General features: G+C 74.3%; 11 protein-coding genes. 6 read left to right on the top strand and 5 right to left on the bottom strand.

The annotated features are described in order from the left end of the window. Positions 1–7 precede the first annotated feature (7 nt). Positions 8–853 carry an alpha/beta fold hydrolase gene (locus ACWD4U_RS21955; protein WP_363454200.1) on the bottom strand — a complete coding sequence of 282 codons (846 nt, stop codon included), beginning with the start codon at positions 851–853 and terminating at the stop codon, positions 8–10. A 207-nt stretch (positions 854–1,060) separates the two neighbouring features. Here ACWD4U_RS21955 and ACWD4U_RS21950 point away from each other — a divergent pair, with 207 nt between their 5' ends. Next, positions 1,061–2,683 (top strand): tannase/feruloyl esterase family alpha/beta hydrolase, encoded by a 1,623-nt coding sequence (locus ACWD4U_RS21950; protein WP_363454202.1) that lies wholly within the window; start codon positions 1,061–1,063, stop codon positions 2,681–2,683. Between the two features lie 47 nt (positions 2,684–2,730). On the opposite strand, the gene ACWD4U_RS21945 is transcribed toward ACWD4U_RS21950, so the two are convergent. Then, a complete protein-coding gene (locus ACWD4U_RS21945; RefSeq protein WP_363454204.1) occupies positions 2,731–2,913 on the bottom strand; it encodes a hypothetical protein in 183 nt (60 codons plus the stop codon). Continuing rightward, positions 2,910–3,959 (bottom strand): alpha/beta fold hydrolase, encoded by a 1,050-nt coding sequence (locus tag ACWD4U_RS21940; protein ID WP_363454206.1) that lies wholly within the window; start codon positions 3,957–3,959, stop codon positions 2,910–2,912. The genes ACWD4U_RS21945 and ACWD4U_RS21940 overlap by 4 nt, the downstream gene beginning before the upstream one ends. Positions 3,960–4,178: 219 nt before the next feature. Here ACWD4U_RS21940 and ACWD4U_RS21935 point away from each other — a divergent pair, with 219 nt between their 5' ends. Further along, complete coding sequence (locus tag ACWD4U_RS21935; protein WP_363454208.1) at positions 4,179–4,946, top strand: alpha/beta hydrolase; 768 nt, start codon at positions 4,179–4,181, stop codon at positions 4,944–4,946. Positions 4,947–4,953: 7 nt separating this feature from the next. Here ACWD4U_RS21935 and ACWD4U_RS21930 read toward each other — a convergent pair whose 3' ends face one another. Both ACWD4U_RS21930 and ACWD4U_RS21925 read right to left on the bottom strand, forming a co-directional pair. Continuing rightward, positions 4,954–7,710, bottom strand: a complete 2,757-nt coding sequence (locus ACWD4U_RS21930; RefSeq protein ID WP_363454210.1) for a helix-turn-helix transcriptional regulator — start codon at positions 7,708–7,710, stop codon at positions 4,954–4,956. A gap of 45 nt (positions 7,711–7,755) precedes the next feature. Continuing rightward, positions 7,756–8,358: a VOC family protein gene (locus ACWD4U_RS21925; RefSeq protein ID WP_363454212.1), complete on the bottom strand. Its 603-nt coding sequence runs from the start codon at positions 8,356–8,358 to the stop codon at positions 7,756–7,758. 209 nt (positions 8,359–8,567) lie between these two features. Between ACWD4U_RS21925 and ACWD4U_RS21920 the strand changes: the two genes are divergently transcribed. The 4 genes from ACWD4U_RS21920 to ACWD4U_RS21905 form a co-directional block, all read left to right on the top strand. Continuing rightward, positions 8,568–9,023, top strand: a complete 456-nt coding sequence (locus tag ACWD4U_RS21920) for an SRPBCC family protein (protein WP_363454214.1) — start codon at positions 8,568–8,570, stop codon at positions 9,021–9,023. A gap of 617 nt (positions 9,024–9,640) precedes the next feature. Next, on the top strand, positions 9,641–12,298 hold the full coding sequence (locus tag ACWD4U_RS21915; RefSeq protein WP_363454228.1) for a glycosyl hydrolase: 2,658 nt from the start codon (positions 9,641–9,643) through the stop codon (positions 12,296–12,298). Between the two features lie 487 nt (positions 12,299–12,785). Next, positions 12,786–14,693 (top strand): putative Ig domain-containing protein, encoded by a 1,908-nt coding sequence (locus ACWD4U_RS21910; RefSeq protein WP_363454216.1) that lies wholly within the window; start codon positions 12,786–12,788, stop codon positions 14,691–14,693. Between the two features lie 395 nt (positions 14,694–15,088). After that, the coding region (locus ACWD4U_RS21905; RefSeq protein ID WP_363454218.1) for an Ig domain-containing protein at positions 15,089–16,853 on the top strand (1,765 nt) is incomplete at its 3' end.

The raw sequence follows: 16,853 nt of genomic DNA, 5'->3' as shown, positions 1-16,853 counted from the left end.
CGGCGGGTCAGCGGGTGGCGCGGGCCGCCTTCTCGATGACGCCGGCCACCAGGTCGGGGTGGGACACCGCGACGGAGTGCGAGGCGGCCACCTCGGTGGTGTGCGCGTGGGCGCGCTCGGCCATGAACCGCTGGGCGGCGGCCGGGATGTTGAGGTCCTCGGTGGTGACGACGTCCCAGCTGGGGACGGTCTGCCAGGCCGCGGCGGTGGCCGGCTCGGTCAGTGCGGCCTGGGCGATCGGCCGCTGCGTCGCGGCCGCCAGCGCGGCCCGGTCGGCGGGCACGTCGGCGGCGAACTGGGCCCGGAAGGCGTCCTGACGGATGTACAGGTCGGTGCCGGTGGTGCCGTCGGCGGCGGTGAACGGCACCGGGTCCAGCGTGCCGGACAGGGTGGAGCCGGGGAACCGGCCGGTCAGCTGCAGCGCGCTCTCGCCGGGCGCGGGCAGGAACGCGGCGACGTAGACGAGGGCCCTGACCCGCGGTTCGCCGACGGCGGCCGCGCTGATCACCGAGCCGCCGTAGGAGTGGCCGACCAGGACGACGGGGCCCTTGAGGTGGGCGAGCAGGCTGCGCAGCGCGGCGGCGTCGGAGGCCGGGCCGCGCAGCGGGTCGGCGGCGGCGACCACCGGGTAGCCGTCGCGGCGCAGCGCGGCGATGACGCCGTCCCAGCTGGAGGCGTCGGCGAACGCGCCGTGCTCCAGGACGACGGTCGGCTTCGGGGCGCGGTCGGCCGCCGGGTCGCGGGGCTGGGCGTCGGCGGTGCCGGCGACGGCGAGCGCGCCGACGGCGGCGGTGGCGAGCAGGGCGGCGAGGCCGGTGGCGAAGCGGCTGCGGCCGTTCTCGAGGCGGGACATGGGAGTTCACGCTCCAGGGGTGGCGGACGGTGCGGTGGGTTCGGCGGTCCCCACGGTGGCCCGCGCTGCGGCTCGGACGCATCGGTCATGTGACTCCGCCTTCGGCGCGGCCGCGACGAGCACTGACTGAGCGTCAGGTGACTGATGTGCGGGCGCCGGCGCGGCGGCGACAGTGGGGGCGCCAACCCCGAGCTCCGAGGAGAGATCATGAAACGACGGTTCCTGGCCGTCGCCGCGGCCTGCGTCCCGCTGGCCGCCGCCCTGTACGCGCCGGTCGGCGCGTCGGCGGACACCCTGGCGGGCGGCCCCGCGTCCTTCACCTGCGCCTCGCTCGCGGTGCCCGCCCCGGCGGGCACCGCGGTGGAGTCGGTGACCGCGGCCGGTGTTCCGGCCGGCACCTTCCAGGTGCCCGGGGTCCCGCCGCTCGGCGGCTTCCCGGTGGCCGACGTCCCGGCGCACTGCGAGGTGACGGTGACGCTGACCCACCCGGGCGCGAACGACCACGCCAAGGTCGACGTGTGGCTGCCGCAGGCCGGTTGGAACGGCCGCTTCCAGGCGGTCGGCGGCAGCGCCTACGCCGCCGGGGACAACGGCGCGGGGCTCGCGGCGGCCGTCAAGCAGGGCTACGCCGCCGCCACCACCGACGCCGGTGTCGGCGGGGCGCTGGACACCGCCTGGGCGCTGGACGCCTCGGGACGCGTCGACACCGCGCTGCTCGACAACTTCGCCTCCCGCTCGGCGCACGAGATGGCGCTGGTGGGCAAGCAGGTGGTGGCGGGCGTCTACGGGCGGGCCGCGTCCTACGCGTACTGGAACGGCTGCTCCACCGGCGGCCGCCAGGGCTACCTGGAGGCCCAGCGGTACCCGAAGGACTTCGACGGCATCAACGCCGCGGCCCCGGGCATCAACTGGAACCAGTTCGAGGTCGCCACCCTGTGGCCGCAGGTGGTGATGAACGAGGCGCACACCTACCCGACCGCGTGCGAGTTCGACGCCTTCAACCGGGCCGCGCTGGCGGCCTGCGATCGGCTCGACGGCCTCGCCGACGGCCTGGTCGCCGACCCGGGGCGGTGCGACTTCGACCCGCGGCGCCTGGTCGGCACCCGGCTGGTGTGCGACGGCCGGGAGGTCACCGTCACCGCGGCGGACGCCGAGGTGGTCCGCCGGATCTGGGACGGCCCGCGCGACCCGGACGGCAGGAGGCTCTGGTACGGCCTGCCGGTCGGCGCGGACTTCCGCTACCTCGCGGCCAGCAAGACCGACGAGAACGGCGTCACCACGGGCGTGCCGTTCGTCGTGCCGTCGGTGTGGGTCGCGACCTTCGTGCAGAAGCAGCCCTCGTTCGACACCGCGCACCTCACCTCCGCGCAGTTCGCCGAGATCTTCCGCAAGGCCCGCGCCGAGTACGACCGGGTCATCGGCACCCGCGACGCGGACCTGTCGGCGTTCCGCGACGCCGGCGGCAAGCTCATCACCTGGCACGGCGAGGCCGACCAGCTGATCCCCACCGCGGGCACGGTGGACTACCGCCGGCGGGTGGACGCCCGGTTGGGCGGCACGCAGCAGGTCGACGACTTCTACCGGCTGTTCCTGGCGCCGGGCGTCGCGCACTGCGGGCTGGGCGGCGGCGCGGTCGACGACCTCGCCGCGCTGACCGCCTGGGTCGAGCAGGGCAGGGCCCCGGCCGTGCTGCACGCCGAGCTGACCACCGCCACCGGCACGACCGTCGCCCGCGAGCTGTGCCGCTACCCGATGGTCTCCCGCTACAGCGGCCACGGTGACCCGGCCGCCGCGAGCAGCTTCCGCTGCGTGCAGCCCGCGCGCGGCTGACCCGCGGGTCCGGGTCCGCCCCCGCTCGGGGGCGGACCCGGCCGCACTCACAGGCCCAGGTCCGCCGCCAGGCAGGAGAACCTGACCGCCAGGGCGTCGGGGTCGTGGGCCTGCGGCGGCCGACGCACCGTCAGCACCGGCTTCTCCTCGACCAGGTCCGCGGCGGCGACCCGGGGCGGGAGCGCGCCGAACCGGGCCCGGCGGACCTCCGCCGCCTGCTCGGGGGTCACAGCCGGTCCGCGTCGACGACCGCCTGGGCGAAGGCCGTCGGCGCCTCCTGCGGGGCGTTGTGGCCGATGCCCGGGAGCACCCGGTGCTCGCACGGGCCGGTGAACAAGCCCCGGTAGGACGCGCCGTCGGTGGCGGCCAGGAACGGGTCGAGGGCCGGGTCCAGCGTGATGGTCGGCACCGTGACCGGCGGCCGCGCGGCGAGCCGCTGCTCGTAGCGGTCGTAGCACCGCTCACCGTCGGCGAGGCCGAGGCGCCAGCGGTAGTTGTGGATGACGACGGCGGCGTAGTCGGGGTTGTCGAACGCCGCGGCGGTGCGCTCGAAGGTGGCGTCGTCGAAGTCCCAGCTCGGCGAGACCTCGTCCCAGACCAGCCGGCACAGGTCGTGCCGGTACTGCGGGGTCTCCATGGCGGTGCGGCCGCGGTCGGTGGCGAAGTAGTACTGGTACCACCAGGTGTGCTCCGCCTTCGGGGGCAGCGGGTTGAGCTGCGCGGCCACGTTGGTGACGAGGTATCCGCTGACCGACACCAGGGCCCGGACCCGCTCCGGCCACAGCGCCGCGAGGATGTCCGCGGTCCGCGAGCCCCAGTCGAAGCCGGCCAGCACCGCCCGGTCGATCCCCAGCGCGTCCATCAGGGCGAGCACGTCGAGCGCGATCGCGGACTGCTGGGCGTTGCGGACCGTGGCCGGCGACCGGAACACGGTGGTGCCGTGGCCCCGCAGGTACGGCACGATCACCCGGTAGCCGGCGTCCGCCAGCAGGGGCGCCACGTCGACGAAGCTGTGGATGTCGTAGGGCCAGCCGTGCAGGCAGATCACCACGGGGCCGTGCTTCGGGCCGGCCTCGGCGTAGCCGACGTCGAGCACGCCGGCCCGGACCTGCCGCAGGTCGGTGAAGGCGGTGTGGGTGCCGGGGGCGGTGGGCGGGATCTCGGGGGCGCCGCCGCGCCGCTCCGAGTCGGCGGCGAGGGCCGCGGCCGGGCGCAACACCGCTGCGGCGCCCACGCCGAGGCCGACCGCCTTGCTGAACGTACGCCTGTCGATCATGGTGGTTCCTCCTGGATGCTCGTCGGCTCCTCCACTGTTCTTCGGCCACCGGCCGCGACGCATCAGTCACATGACGCCCAGTCACCCGGGGGCGCAGCGCGGATCCGCCGGGCCGCCGCCCGCAGTCATCCGACTGTTTCCGCGCCGCGCGGGCGCGGTGATCCTGGACGCAGCGCCGCACCGCCGGCGGGTAGCCGTGTGCTGTCGGAAGGACTGGCCGTGAAGCAAACCCCCGTCGTCCTGGTCCACGGGGCGTGGTTCCACCGGTCCTGCTGGGCGCCCTGGGCCGAGCGGTTCGGCGCGCACGGCTACGCGGTGCGGGTGCCGGCCCGGCCCGGCGAGGCCGCCACCGTCGAGCAGGTCCGCCGCGATCCCGGCGCGCTGGACGGGCTCGGGCTGGCCGCGCTCACCGCGCACTACGAGCGGATCGTGCGCTCCCTCGACGAACCGCCGGTCCTGGTCGGGCACTCGTCCGGCGGCCTGATCGTCCAGCAGCTCCTCGGCGCGGGGCTCGGCCGCGCCGCCGTGGCCCTCGCCCCGCTGCCGTTCGGCGCGCCGCCGGCCGGTCCGGGTCGGCCCGCGGGCACGGCGTCGCTGTCCCGGGCCCGGTTCCGGGAGCTGGTGGCGAACGCGGTCGACGAGCGGGAGGCCGCGGCGCTCTTCGACCGGTACGCCGTCCCCGCGCCGCCGCGGCTGCTCGCGGACCTCGGACTCGGCCCCGCCGCCGGGCCGGCCGACGCCGTCGTGGACACCGCCAACGAGGCGCGCGGCCCGCTGCTGCTGGTGTCCGGTCAGGAGGACCGGGTGGTCCCGGACGCGGTGACCCGCTCGGTCTACAAACGCTACGGCGACTCCTCCGCCGTCACCGACCTGAAGCAGTTCGTCGACCGGGGGCACTCGCTGGTGTTCGACGGCGGCTGGCGCGCGGTCGCCGACCACGTCCTCGGCTGGCTGGCCGCCAATGGCGCCCGGGCGCTGGGCGACTGACCGGACGTCAGGTCCGCGGGGCCTCCCCGGTACGGCTCAGCGCGTCGCGCAGCGCCGCCCGGGTGGTGATGCCGAGCTTGGGGAAGACCCGGTAGAGGTGCGAGCTGACGGTGCGCGGCGACAGGTGCATCCGCTCGCCGATCTCCTTGTTGGTCAGGCCGCCGGCGGCCAGGTCGGCGATGCGGCGTTCCTGCCAGGTCAGCGCGGCCAGGCTCGGCGTCGAGGCGCGCGGCGGCGCCCCGGCGGCGCGCAGTTCGGCCCTGGCCCGCTCGCTCCACCCGGCCGCGCCCAGCCGTTCGAACGCCTCCGCGGCCGCGACCAGGTGCGGCCGCGCCGCCGCCGGGCCCTGCACGTGGCGCACCCGGACGCCGTGCGCCAGCCGGATCCGGGCCAGCTCGAACGGGAAGCGGGCGGCCTCCGGGTGGGAGACCGCCCGGGCGAACATCTCGGCGGCCTCCCGCTCGTGCTCGGCGGTCATCGCCAGCGCGCCGCAGGTGATCAGCTCCAGCCGGGGCGAGACGGCCGGCAGGCCGGCGTCGCGGGCGGCGAGGGCGTGCGCGCGGGCCTGCTCGACGCGCCCGGTGTGCTGCGCGGCCTCGACCAGGTCCAGCAGCGTCCGCGAGGCCTGGTACGCGTACGGCCGGAAGGTGCCCGGCTGGGTGATGCCGAGGGCGTGGAGGTAGGCGGCCTCGTAGTCGCCGGAGCTCAGCGCGGCGGTCGCCCCAACCGCGTCGGCAGCCTGGGTCAGGAACCCCACGCCGCGCGGCCGGGCCCAGGCGTCCACCTCGGCCTGCAGGTCCCGGGCCGCGCCGGTCCGCCCGCGCAGCGCGGCGAGTTGGGCCAGGTAGGCGCGGCTCTGGGCGGCGAACAGCTGGTGGCCGTGCTCGGTCGCGAGGTCCAGGCCGCGCCGGCCGGTGGCCTCGGCCTCGGCCCACTCGCCGACCGCCAGCTGGTCGAGCATGACCAGGTGCAGCATGACCATGCCGACGGCCACCGCCCCGGTCTCCAGCTCGCGGTCCACCACGCGTTGCAGGTGCGGGCGGTACAGGCTCAGCAGGTCGAGGTGGTAGGCGGCCGCGCCCAACCGCGTGACGTCCCACGGCTCCAGCTCCGGGAGCAGCGCGGCGGCCCGGCGCACCGGCCCGGCCAGGTCGGCGGCGCGGCGGGTCACGTCGCTCCAGGCGCCGCCGTACAGCGCCGAGCGCTCGGTGACCCGGCCGCCCAGCGAGGCGAGCAGCCGGTGGGTGCTCTCCCAGGACGCCTGGTCGCCGCTGTACTGACTGATCGCCAGGAGCAGGTTCACCAGCCTGGCGAGAACCTCCTCCCCCGGCCCGTCGGCCGGCCCGGCGTCGCGCAGCCGCTCGATCGCGGCCGACACCTGACGGTGCGTCGAGCGGACGTCCCCGTCCTGGTAGAGCGCCCGGTAACCGTCCGTCAGCACCGCGGCCGGCGAGCGGGTCGAGCCGGGCGCGTGGTCGGCCAGGACCAGCCGGTGCGCCTGGCCGAGGCGGGCGGCGTGGGCGGCGACGAAGGCCGCGTCGGCGAGCCGCCGGGACCGGTCGGCGCCCTGCTCGCTGAGCTCGGCGGCCCGGGTCAGCCAGGCCACGGCGGCCAGGGCACCGCCGCGCCGGGTCGCCGAACCGGCCGCCGCCTCCAGGACCTCGGCGACGTCCTCGTCGGGGTCGACCGTCGCCGCGGCCAGGTGCGCCGCCCGGCGCTCCAGGTCGTCCCGGTGGACCTGCGCCAGCGTCAGGTGCGCGGCGCGGCGCTGGTTGGGCGTGGCCAGCCGCACGACGGCGGAGCGCACCAGCGGGTGGCGGAAGACCGGCTCGCCGGTCGGCCCGTCGACGTCCAGCAGGCCGGCGGCCACCGCCGGGTCGGCGTCGCGCATCCGGTAGCGGGTGCCGGGGAGGGCGTCGGCGCCGCTCGGGGTGCCGGCGCCGTCGAGCGCGCCGAGCAGCAGTTCTGCCCGCACCCGCTCGTCGAGCGCCGTGATCCGGGCACCGAACAACTGGTGCAGCCGCCGCGGCAGCGGCACACCGGACGGACCGGCGAGGTCCTCGACCGGGAGGTCGGCGAGGTGGGCGGGCAGCTCCAGCAGGGCCAGCGGGTTGCCCCGGGCCTGCTCCAGGACGATCCGGCGGGCCCGGCCGCCCAGGTCCGGGTACCGGAGGTCCAGCAGGCGGGCCGCGTCCTCGTCGGCGAGCGCGGCGACCGGCAGTTCGGGCAGCGCGGCGGTGTCGAACCGCGACGGGACGTCCGCGCGGACCGCGACCAGCAGCCGCACCGGGCCGCCCGCCAGGCGGCGGCCCACGAACCCGCAGACGTCGGCGCTGGCGTCGTCCAGCCACTGCCCGTCGTCGAGGACCAGCAGCAGCGGCCGCTGGGCGGCGGCGTGCGACAGCAGGCCGAGCACGGCGATGCCGAGCGTCATCACCGACGGCGGGTCGCCCTGCGTGCCGCCGAACACCGCGTCGAGCACCGCCCGGGCGGCGGCGTCCGGCCCGGGGTCGGCGAGCAGCGGGTGCAGGAGCTGGTGCAGCCCCGCGTAGGGCAGTGCGGACTCCGCCTCCACCCCGGCCGCCCGGACCACCGCGTGGCCCTCCCGCTCGGCCAGCGCGGCGGCGTGGCCGAGCAGCGCGCTCTTGCCGACGCCCGCCTCGCCGCGCAGGACGAGCGCCCGGCCCGTGGCGGACCTCGTGAACTCCGCGAGCTGCGCCTGCTCGGCCGCGCGGCCCACCATCGTCGTGACGCCGGATTCCATGCCCTGTCCCCGTTCTGACCCCGTGTCGGCTTCCGTCGGCGCCGCTCAGCCGTCGAGCCCGGCGGCGCGGGCCATGTGGGCGGCGTACCAGACCGGCCAGTCCTCGTCCCGGTGGCCGAGCTCGACCTCGTACCCGTGGTGGGCGAGCGCCGCGTCGCGCAGCGCCGCCTCCAGCTCCTCGGCGGAGCGGTAGACCACGTGACCGATCCGGCCGGGGCGGCGCGTGGTGACCTCCTGCAGGACGAAGGTGTTGCCGTCCGGGTCGGCGAACGACGCGAACGAGCCGTACGACTGCCGCGCCGGGTGCGGGCCCGCCACGCGCTCGGCGTCGCCGGCGTGGTGGAAGACCCCGCCCGCGTCGTGGAAGACCTCGCTGACCTCGACCCCGGCGGCGGCCAGCTCGGCGCGGGCCGCGACGACGTCGTCGACGACCAGGTGCACGCCGCGCTCGGAGCCCGGCGCCGCGTCCGTGACGCCGCTGCCGATGATCAGCGACGCGGCCGAGCCGGGCGGGGTCAGGTGCACCACCCGGAACCCGCCGGGGCCCGCGTGGTCGACGTCCTCGCGGAACCCGATCCGCCGGTAGAAGGCCTTGGCCCGGTCCACGTCCGACACCGGGACGACCACGACCTCGATCTTGAACTCCACTGCGCGGCTCCTTCGCCTCGGTGGACGCCCTCGCGACGTCCACCGCTCACGATCCCCGGACCGCAGGCCCGTCGAGCCGGTGTCGACCACTGGTCGGCCCGTGGCCCGGGTACCGGCCAGTGGTCGGCACCGGCTCGACGGCGGCCCGCCACCGCGAGGCTGGGGGCAGCCGATCAGGGCACCGACACCAGGAGCGCAGGGAACACCCCATGACGACCATTCACTTCACCGAGCGGACCACGGCCACCCCGGAGCAGTTCGTGGCGGTCCTCACCGACTTCGGGCCCGGCCGCCGGGAGCTGTTCCCCAACAGCGCCGACGAGTACCTGCGGGTCCACGCGGAGGGCGCCGACCACGCCGACGTCACCGAGGGGTCGGGCGGCGTGTGGGAGCGGCTGCGCTACGACTGGTCCGATCCGCACCGCGTGGTGATGACCACGGTCGACTCCAACCTGTGGGGCGGCGCCTCCGGGCACACCTACACCTTCACCCCGCAGCCCGACGGGTCGACCCGGCTGGACGTCGTGGTGGTCCGCGAGGGCCGGAACCTCAAGGGCCGGGTCACCGGACTGCTGCTGGGCAGCGTCGGCAAGGGCCTCCTGCACAAGGCCCTGAAGCAGACCATCGCCGCGGTCGAGGCGCGCCACCTGCCCGCGCACCCGTGACGCAACGGCGGCACCGCCCGCTCCACCGACGGTCGGCTCGACCACCGCCTGGCCATCCCCAAGGAGCTGGGCGGGGCGGGCGACGCCACCAACCCTGCGAGTTCCCGCTGCAGGCCACGCCGGCCCCGCGGCTCGGCGGCGTCGACCAGCGCACCGCGGAGGAACTCGCCGAGGCCGCCCACGGGATCTGCCCGTACTCCAAGGCGACCCGGGGCAACATCCCCGTCACCCTGCACGCCACCGCCGTCTGAGCGTCCGTCACCCCGGAGGGAACGCAGAGGCCGGACCCGCCACCCGAGGACCCGCCGGACGCTGCTGGGCGTGCTCGGCGCCACGTCCTCGCCCGGGCCGTCGTCGCCGTCCCGGCGGGGCGCGTGCGCCGGGCCGCCCGGGATCCGGAAGCGCGGCGCCGCATGCCAACCGGCCACGTCGCACCCTCGCGCCTGATGAACTTCCGTCGCTGTAGTGGTTTTTGACCATTCGTTATGCACGCCTCCCTTCACGGCGGACGCCCCGAGCCGCCAGGCTTCGGACTGTTTCACCGCGACGCGCGATCGGCGCGTCCGGGTGACCGGGAGGACCGCACCGTGCCCAACAGGCAACGACGCCGACTGCTCATGTGCGCCGTCACGCTGACCGCGCTCGGCCTGACCACCAGTCAGGCCATCGCCGCCCCCGCTCCCTCGCCGCGCCCCTGGCAGGCCCGGCACCTGGCCGAGATCGGCCACCAGCACGCCCAGAAGACCGCAGCCGGCCCGGCCGCCCCGCGGTTCGGCGCCAAGGCGGAGGGCGGCGGCGAGGACGGGGGCGACGAGGCGGAGAACTCCGCCGAGGCGACCGAACAGTTCACCGAGGCCCGCACCGCACCCGGCGTGGTCGCCCCGGGCGCGTACGGCGCGGCCTGGGCGCAGCTCCAGTCGATGCCGCGCACCGGCGGCTCCTGGGACCACGTCACCGGCAAGCCGTACGACTCGGACGACCCGCGCTACCGCGACGTCAACTCCAACTCCAGCGGCGGCGCCGGCAAGGTCACCGGCCGGATCACCGGCATCGCCGCCGACGACGACGGCTACGTGTACGCGGGCGGCGCCAACGGCGGCGTCTTCCGCTCGCGCACCGGCGGCGGCAACTGGCAGGCCATCTCCGACCGGTTGCCCTCGCTGTCGACCGGCGCCCTCGGCCTCGACGGCTCCGGGCGGCTCTGGTACGCCACCGGCGAGTCCAACACCGGCGCCACCTCCTACGTCGGTACCGGCGTGTACCTGCTCGCCGATCCGAAGCACGGCGAGTTCCAGCCCGGCGGCCGGGTCGGCGGCGCCGAGCTGGAGTCGACCACCATCCACGCCCTGCGCTTCGCGGGCGACCGGGTGTGGGCCGCCACCAGCCGGGGCGTGTGGAGCCACTCCACCACCACGCTGTCCGGCCCGTGGACGCTGGAGTTCGCCCCGAACCCGAGCTTCCTGCCCGGCGGCGCGGACGCCAAGGCGCCGAACGCCCCGTACAAGAACATCGTCAACGACGTCGCCGTCGACCCCAGGGACCCGTCCAAGGTCCTGCTGGCCGTCGGCTGGCGCAGCGGCGACGCGTACAACGGCTTCTACGCCAAGGCGGCGGACGGCAGTTGGCAGCGCGTCGGCTCGCTCGGCGAGCTGCCGAGCGGCGCCGGCGACGTCGGCAACGTCACCTTCGCCCGGTCCGCGGACGGCTCGCGCTACTACGCGATCGAGCAGTCGCCGACCAAGCTGGCCACCGACCCGGACAGCGGCCTGCAGGGCGTGTACGTCTCGAAGTCCGGTTCCCCGTTCGGGCCGTGGACGCTGATCGCGGACAAGGACACCCTCAAGGGCTCCGGCTCGGCGCTGCAGGACGACGGCTACCAGCCCGGCATCCAGTCCTGGTACAACCAGTTCCTCCAGGTCGACCCGAACGACGCCGACCACGTCTACCTGGGCCTGGAGGAGGTCTTCGAGACCAGGAACGGCGGCGCCGCCTGGACCACCCCCGGCCCGTACTGGAACTTCGGTTTCGCCTGCTGGTCGATCGACCCGGCCAAGCAGACCGGTGACTGCCACCCCACCACCCACTCCGACCAGCACGCGGTCGCCATCGGCAGCTACCACGGCCGGACCAGCGTGTACGTGGGCAACGACGGCGGCATCTACCGCCGCCCGGTGAACGGCGCGGCGGACGCCGACGGCCACGCCACGGACTGGACGTCCCTCAACGACGGCACCATCGACACCCTGCAGTACTACTCGGTGGGCGTCGGCGCCGACCCGGCGGGCCACGGCGTGGTGGTCAGCGGCGGCCTGCAGGACAACGGCCAGTCGGTGCTGCGGGCCCGCGACAAGGTGATGGGCTCCGACTTCGGCGGCGACGGCGCGGACACCCTCGTCGACCCGCGCAACGGCTGCGACATCGCCGAGGAGTACGTGTACCTGGCGATCGCGGTCACCCAGAACTGCGCGGTCAACGACGGCTCCTGGACCACCGACCCGGCCAAGGCCACCAGCTACTCGGTCGCCCCGCCGGACAACGAGCTCGGCGGCGCCGGCGCCCGGTTCATCGCGCCGATCGCCACCGACGACAGGAACGTCGACAGCTGGGTCGCCGGCGGACGCCACGTCTGGGTTCAGGACAAGGGGTTCGCGATCCGCAGCGGCGAGGAGTGGAAGGCCGCGTACGACCTCGGCGAGGGCCACGTCGCCACCGCAGTCGCCGCCTCGGGCGGCACCGTGTACGCCGGCTGGTGCGGCCCCTGCAACAACCAGGGCTTCACCCGGGGCATCGCGACCGGCAACGCCGACGGCACCGGCTGGCACCAGCTCGACCTGCCCGTCGACGGCGCGCTGCCCAACCGGTACGTCTCCTCGCTGGCCGTCGACCCGGCCGACGCGAAGCACGTGTACGTCGCCTTCAGCGGCTTCTCCCGGGCCTGGACCGAGGGCCCCGGCGCGGGCATCGGCCACGTCTTCGAGAGCCGCGACGGCGGGGCCCACTGGACCGACGTCTCCGCCGACCTGCCCGACGTCCCCGCCGACTCGCTGCGCCTGCTGCCCGACGGCGGCCTCGCGCTCGGCACCGACCTGGCCGCCTTCTACCGGGCCCCCGGCGAGCGGAACTGGAAGGTGATCGGCGCCGACCTGCCCACCACCACGGTGATGCAGCTGAAGACCGGCCCCGACGGGCAGCTGTACGCCGCCACCCACGGCCGCGGCATCTGGTCCTTCGACCTCCGCCGCCTCGGGCGCGGCCACCGCGGCCTGGACGACTGAGCACGTTCGGAGTACCGAGAGGCCCGGGGGGTGTCCCCCGGGCCTCTCGGCTGTCGCGGGAATTCCCGCTCCGCCGTGCGATCGGGACCTCCCGTGCGGGGGCGGAGTCGTTCCCGTGGATGACCCATTGCCCATTTCCGAGAAGGATTTTCCTCGGCCGGGAGTTTGTTCCGCGCGGGCCCGTCGATTCTGCGCGAGCCGTTGACTGCGGCCCGTCATCGCTGCTTTTCTTCCGATCGTGCTCGCGCCGGAGCCGTCAGGCCCGGCGGCACGGCACTGGTTCCGCGGCACCACCATCGCTCTGCCGCACCACCGTTGACGCCTCGTCACGTTCCTTCGCGTCAGCTCTCACGGCACCGCCGGCACACGCACGGGCCGACCCACCGCGTTTTCTCCCGCCCGTGTCCGTGCCGTACCCCGTCATGCCACGAGCCGTCACCCGGACCCACAGGCACCCGGGACGGCAGGAGAGAGGATCCCCCCACCGATGGGCATTCCCCGTATCCGGGCGACCCGACGGCTGGCCCTTGCGGCCGTCGCGTCGCTGTCCCTCGTCACCGGCGCGCTCGCCGCCACCGGCGTCGCCCAGGCGGCGAACGAGCCGGTGTCGCCGCAGAGCGGCTCCGTCGCCAACCCCTACAGCCCCGCCTACCAGCACCCCTACCGGCACGGCGTGGTGCCGACGTTGCAGCAGCACGCCAAGATGCAGGAGTGGGCGGCGGGTCAGGCGACCCCGAACGTCGCGACCGGACCGCAGACGCTGTCGTACGGCGGCGGCATCGACGGGATCGGCGTGCAGAGCGGCCACTCCAAGGTCTACCTGGTGTTCTACGGCACGCAGTGGGGCACCCAGACCACCGACGGCAACGGCAACGCGAAGTTCTCCGGCGACTCGGCCGGGGCGGCGGGCGCCGCGCAGCAGATGTTCAAGGGCATCGGCACCGGCAACGAACTCTGGTCGGCCGACCTGACCCAGTGGTGCGACGGGCCCAACGTGGCTGTCGGTGCCACCAGTTGTCCCTCGAACGCCAACTTCGTCCCGTACCAGAGCGGCGGCGTCCTCGCCGGCGTCTGGTACGACAACGCGGCCGCCTCGCCGGCCGCCGCCAGCGGCCACCAGCTGGGCGTGGAGGCCGTCAACGCCGCCGCGCACTTCGGCAACACCACGGCCGCGGCCAACCGCGACGCCTACTACGTGATCCTCTCGCCGCACGGCACCAACCCCGACAACTACCAGAACCAGTACTGCGCCTGGCACGACTACAACGGCGACACCACCCTCACCGGCGGTGCGGTGAACTCGCCCTACGGCGACATCGCCTTCTCCAACCAGCCGTACAACATCGACTCGGGCGCGGGCTGCGGCGTGGGCTTCGTCAACTCGCCCGGCACCCTCGACGGCTGGACGATGACCCTCGGCCACGAGTGGCACGAGATGATGTCCGACCAGAACCCGGCCGGCGGCTGGACCAACCACGTCTCGGGCAGCTCCTACAACGGCCAGGAGAACTCCGACGAGTGCGCCTGGCTGTCCCCCGGCACCACGGGCGGCGCGGCCAACATCACCTTCGGCACCTTCGGCACCTGGGCCGAGCAGGCCAGCTGGTCCAACGACACCAACTCCTGCGCCATCTCCCACCCGATCGTCGGCGGCCAGACCGGCAACACCGTGACGGTCACCAACCCCGGCAGCCAGAGCGGCAAGGTCGGCACCGCGGTGAGCCTGCAGGTCAGCGCCTCCGACTCGGCCTCGGGCCAGACCCTCACCTACTCGGCCACCGGCCTGCCGGCCGGCCTGTCGATCAACGCCTCCACCGGCCTGATCTCGGGCACCCCGACCACCGTCGGCACCTCCTCGGTCACCGTCACGGCCAAGGACACCACCAACGCCTCCGGCAGCGCCTCGTTCTCCTGGGCGGTGTCCACCACCGGCGGCGGCTGCACCCCGGCGCAGCTGCTCGGCAACGCGGGCTTCGAGACCGGCTCCGCCGCCCCGTGGACCACCACCAGCGGCGTGGTCGACAACTCCGCGTCCGAGGCCGCCCACAGCGGCTCCTGGAAGGCGTGGCTGAACGGCTACGGCTCGGCCCACACCGACAGCGCCGCGCAGACCGTCACCATCCCGGCCGGCTGCAAGGCCACCCTGAGCTACTGGCTGCACATCGACACCGCCGAGACCACCACGACGACGGCGTACGACAAGCTCACCGTGACCGTCAACGGCACCACGGTGGCCTCGTACTCGAACCTCGACAAGAACACCGGCTACGCCCAGAAGACCGTCGACCTGTCGTCCTACGCCGGTCAGACCGTCACCCTGAAGTTCAACGGCGTGGAGGACTCCTCGCTGCAGACCAGCTTCGTGATCGACGACACCGCGATCCAGACCAGCTGAATCTGACGCATCGTCAGCAGGAGTACCCGGGCCCGGCGGCCGTTCGGTCGCCGGGCCCTTCGCTGTGGAAAATCGCCCAAGAATCAGCAAAGAAATCCTCGCTAATTCCCCCTTGAGGGACTTCAACAGAGGTGCCGAGTTGAATACTGTTAATGCCCTGACGAGGCCGGACGCATTTCTCGCGCAGTTCCATTGACGGCCTGTCGGCGGTTCTGCTTTGCTTCAGCCGCAGACGGGCGGCCAACCCCACATGACGGGCAATCAGCTCGTCGGCCGACGCGCGGAGATCGTGTTCTCCCTTCCTTGCGCGCCCACCCGTCGGCTCCTGTCCACGCATTCGGCCGTTCCATGCCCACCGGTGTGCGGGCGGCCGGCAGAGAGAGGCTCCCCCACCGATGGGTAGTTCCCCCACGTTCCGGCGGACCAGGCTGGCGGCGCTCACCGGCGTCGCGTCGCTGACGCTCGCCGCCGCCGGGCTCGCCGCCACCGTGGCGCCCGCGCAGGCCGCCACCGCCCCCGACGCGCCGTCCGCGGCCGTCTCGGGGCAGGCGCACCACAACGCCGCCACCGCCGACTCCGGCATCTCCAACGAGTTCAACCCGTACAGCTCGGCGCTCACCCAGAGCACGATCCCGGGCATGAAGCAGTACGCGGCCAAGAAGCAGAACCTGCTCGCGCACCAGCTCCAGGCGGCGGCCACCGGCCAGCAGACCCTGTCGTACGGCGGCGGCGTCGACGGGATCGGCGTGCAGAGCGGGCACTCCAAGGTCTACCTGGTGTTCTACGGCTCCCAGTGGGGCACGCAGACCACCGACGCCAACGGCAACGCGAAGTTCTCCGGCGACTCGGCCGGGGCGGCGGGCGCCACGCAGCAGATGTTCAAGGGCATCGGCACCAACGGCGAGACCTGGTCGGCCGACCTGACCCAGTGGTGCGACGGCCCCAACGTGGCCGCCGGGGCGACCAGTTGCCCCGCCAACGCGAACTTCGTCCCGTACCAGAGCGGCGGCGTCCTCTCCGGTGTCTGGTACGACAACGCGGCCGCCTCCCCCGCGTCCGCGACCGGCCACCAGCTGGGCGTGGAGGCCGTCAACGCGGCCGCCCACTTCGGCAACACCACGGCCGCGTCCAACCGCGACGCGTACTACGTGATCCTCTCGCCGCACGGCACCAACCCGGACAACTACCAGAGCCCGACCCAGGGTTACTGCGCCTGGCACGACTGGAACGGCGACACCACCCTCACCGGCGGCGCGGCCAGCTCGCCCTACGGCGACATCGCCTTCTCCAACCAGCCGTACAACATCGACATGGGCGCCTCCTGCGGCGTGGGCTTCGTCAACTCGCCCGGCACCCTCGACGGCTGGACGATGACCCTCGGCCACGAGTGGCACGAGATGATGTCCGACCAGAACCCGGCCGGCGGCTGGACCAACCACGTCTCGGGCAGCTCCTACAACGGCCAGGAGAACTCCGACGAGTGCGCCTGGATCAAGCCCGGCCAGACCGGTGGCGCCGCCAACGTCAGCTTCGGCTCGTTCGGCACCTTCGCCGAGCAGGCCAGCTGGTCCAACGACACCAACTCCTGCGCCATCACCCACGCGATCCTCACCCACGGCACCACCAACACCGTCACGGTGACCAACCCCGGCGGCCAGTCCGGCACCGTGGGCACCGCGGCCAGCCTGCAGGTCAGCGCCAGTGACAGCGCGTCCGGCCAGACCCTGACCTACAGCGCCACCGGCCTGCCGGCCGGCCTGTCGATCAACTCCTCGACCGGCCTGATCAGCGGCACCCCGACCGCCGCCGGCACCTCCTCGGTGACCGTCACCGCCACCGACACCACCGGCGCCGCCGGCTCCGCCACCTTCAGCTGGACCGTGTCCGGCACCGGCGGCACCTGCACCGCCGCCCAGCTGCTCGGCAACGCGGGCTTCGAGACCGGCTCCGCCGCCCCGTGGACCACCACCTCCGGCGTGGTCGACAACTCCAGCTCCGAGGCCGCCCACAGCGGTTCCTGGAAGACCTGGATGGACGGCTACGGCTCCGCCCACACCGACACCGTCTCGCAGACCGTCACCATCCCGGCCGGCTGCAAGGCGACCTTCAGCTTCTGGCTGCACATCGACACCGCCGAGACCGGCTCGACCGCGTACGACA

It is taken from the genome of Kitasatospora sp. NPDC002522 (assembly GCF_053595195.1).
Note: the sequence above shows the minus strand (reverse complement) of the source record. Positions and strands in the feature narration are given on the sequence as shown.

Coding starts and splice junctions, on each gene's coding strand:
- ACWD4U_RS21955 (WP_363454200.1), bottom strand. CDS start 853: ATGTCCCGCCTCGAGAACGGCCGCAGCCGCTTCGCCACCGGCCTCGCC.
- ACWD4U_RS21950 (WP_363454202.1), top strand. CDS start 1,061: ATGAAACGACGGTTCCTGGCCGTCGCCGCGGCCTGCGTCCCGCTGGCC.
- ACWD4U_RS21940 (WP_363454206.1), bottom strand. CDS start 3,959: ATGATCGACAGGCGTACGTTCAGCAAGGCGGTCGGCCTCGGCGTGGGC.
- ACWD4U_RS21930 (WP_363454210.1), bottom strand. CDS start 7,710: ATGGAATCCGGCGTCACGACGATGGTGGGCCGCGCGGCCGAGCAGGCG.
- ACWD4U_RS21920 (WP_363454214.1), top strand. CDS start 8,568: ATGACGACCATTCACTTCACCGAGCGGACCACGGCCACCCCGGAGCAG.
- ACWD4U_RS21915 (WP_363454228.1), top strand. CDS start 9,641: ATGTGCGCCGTCACGCTGACCGCGCTCGGCCTGACCACCAGTCAGGCC.
- ACWD4U_RS21910 (WP_363454216.1), top strand. CDS start 12,786: ATGGGCATTCCCCGTATCCGGGCGACCCGACGGCTGGCCCTTGCGGCC.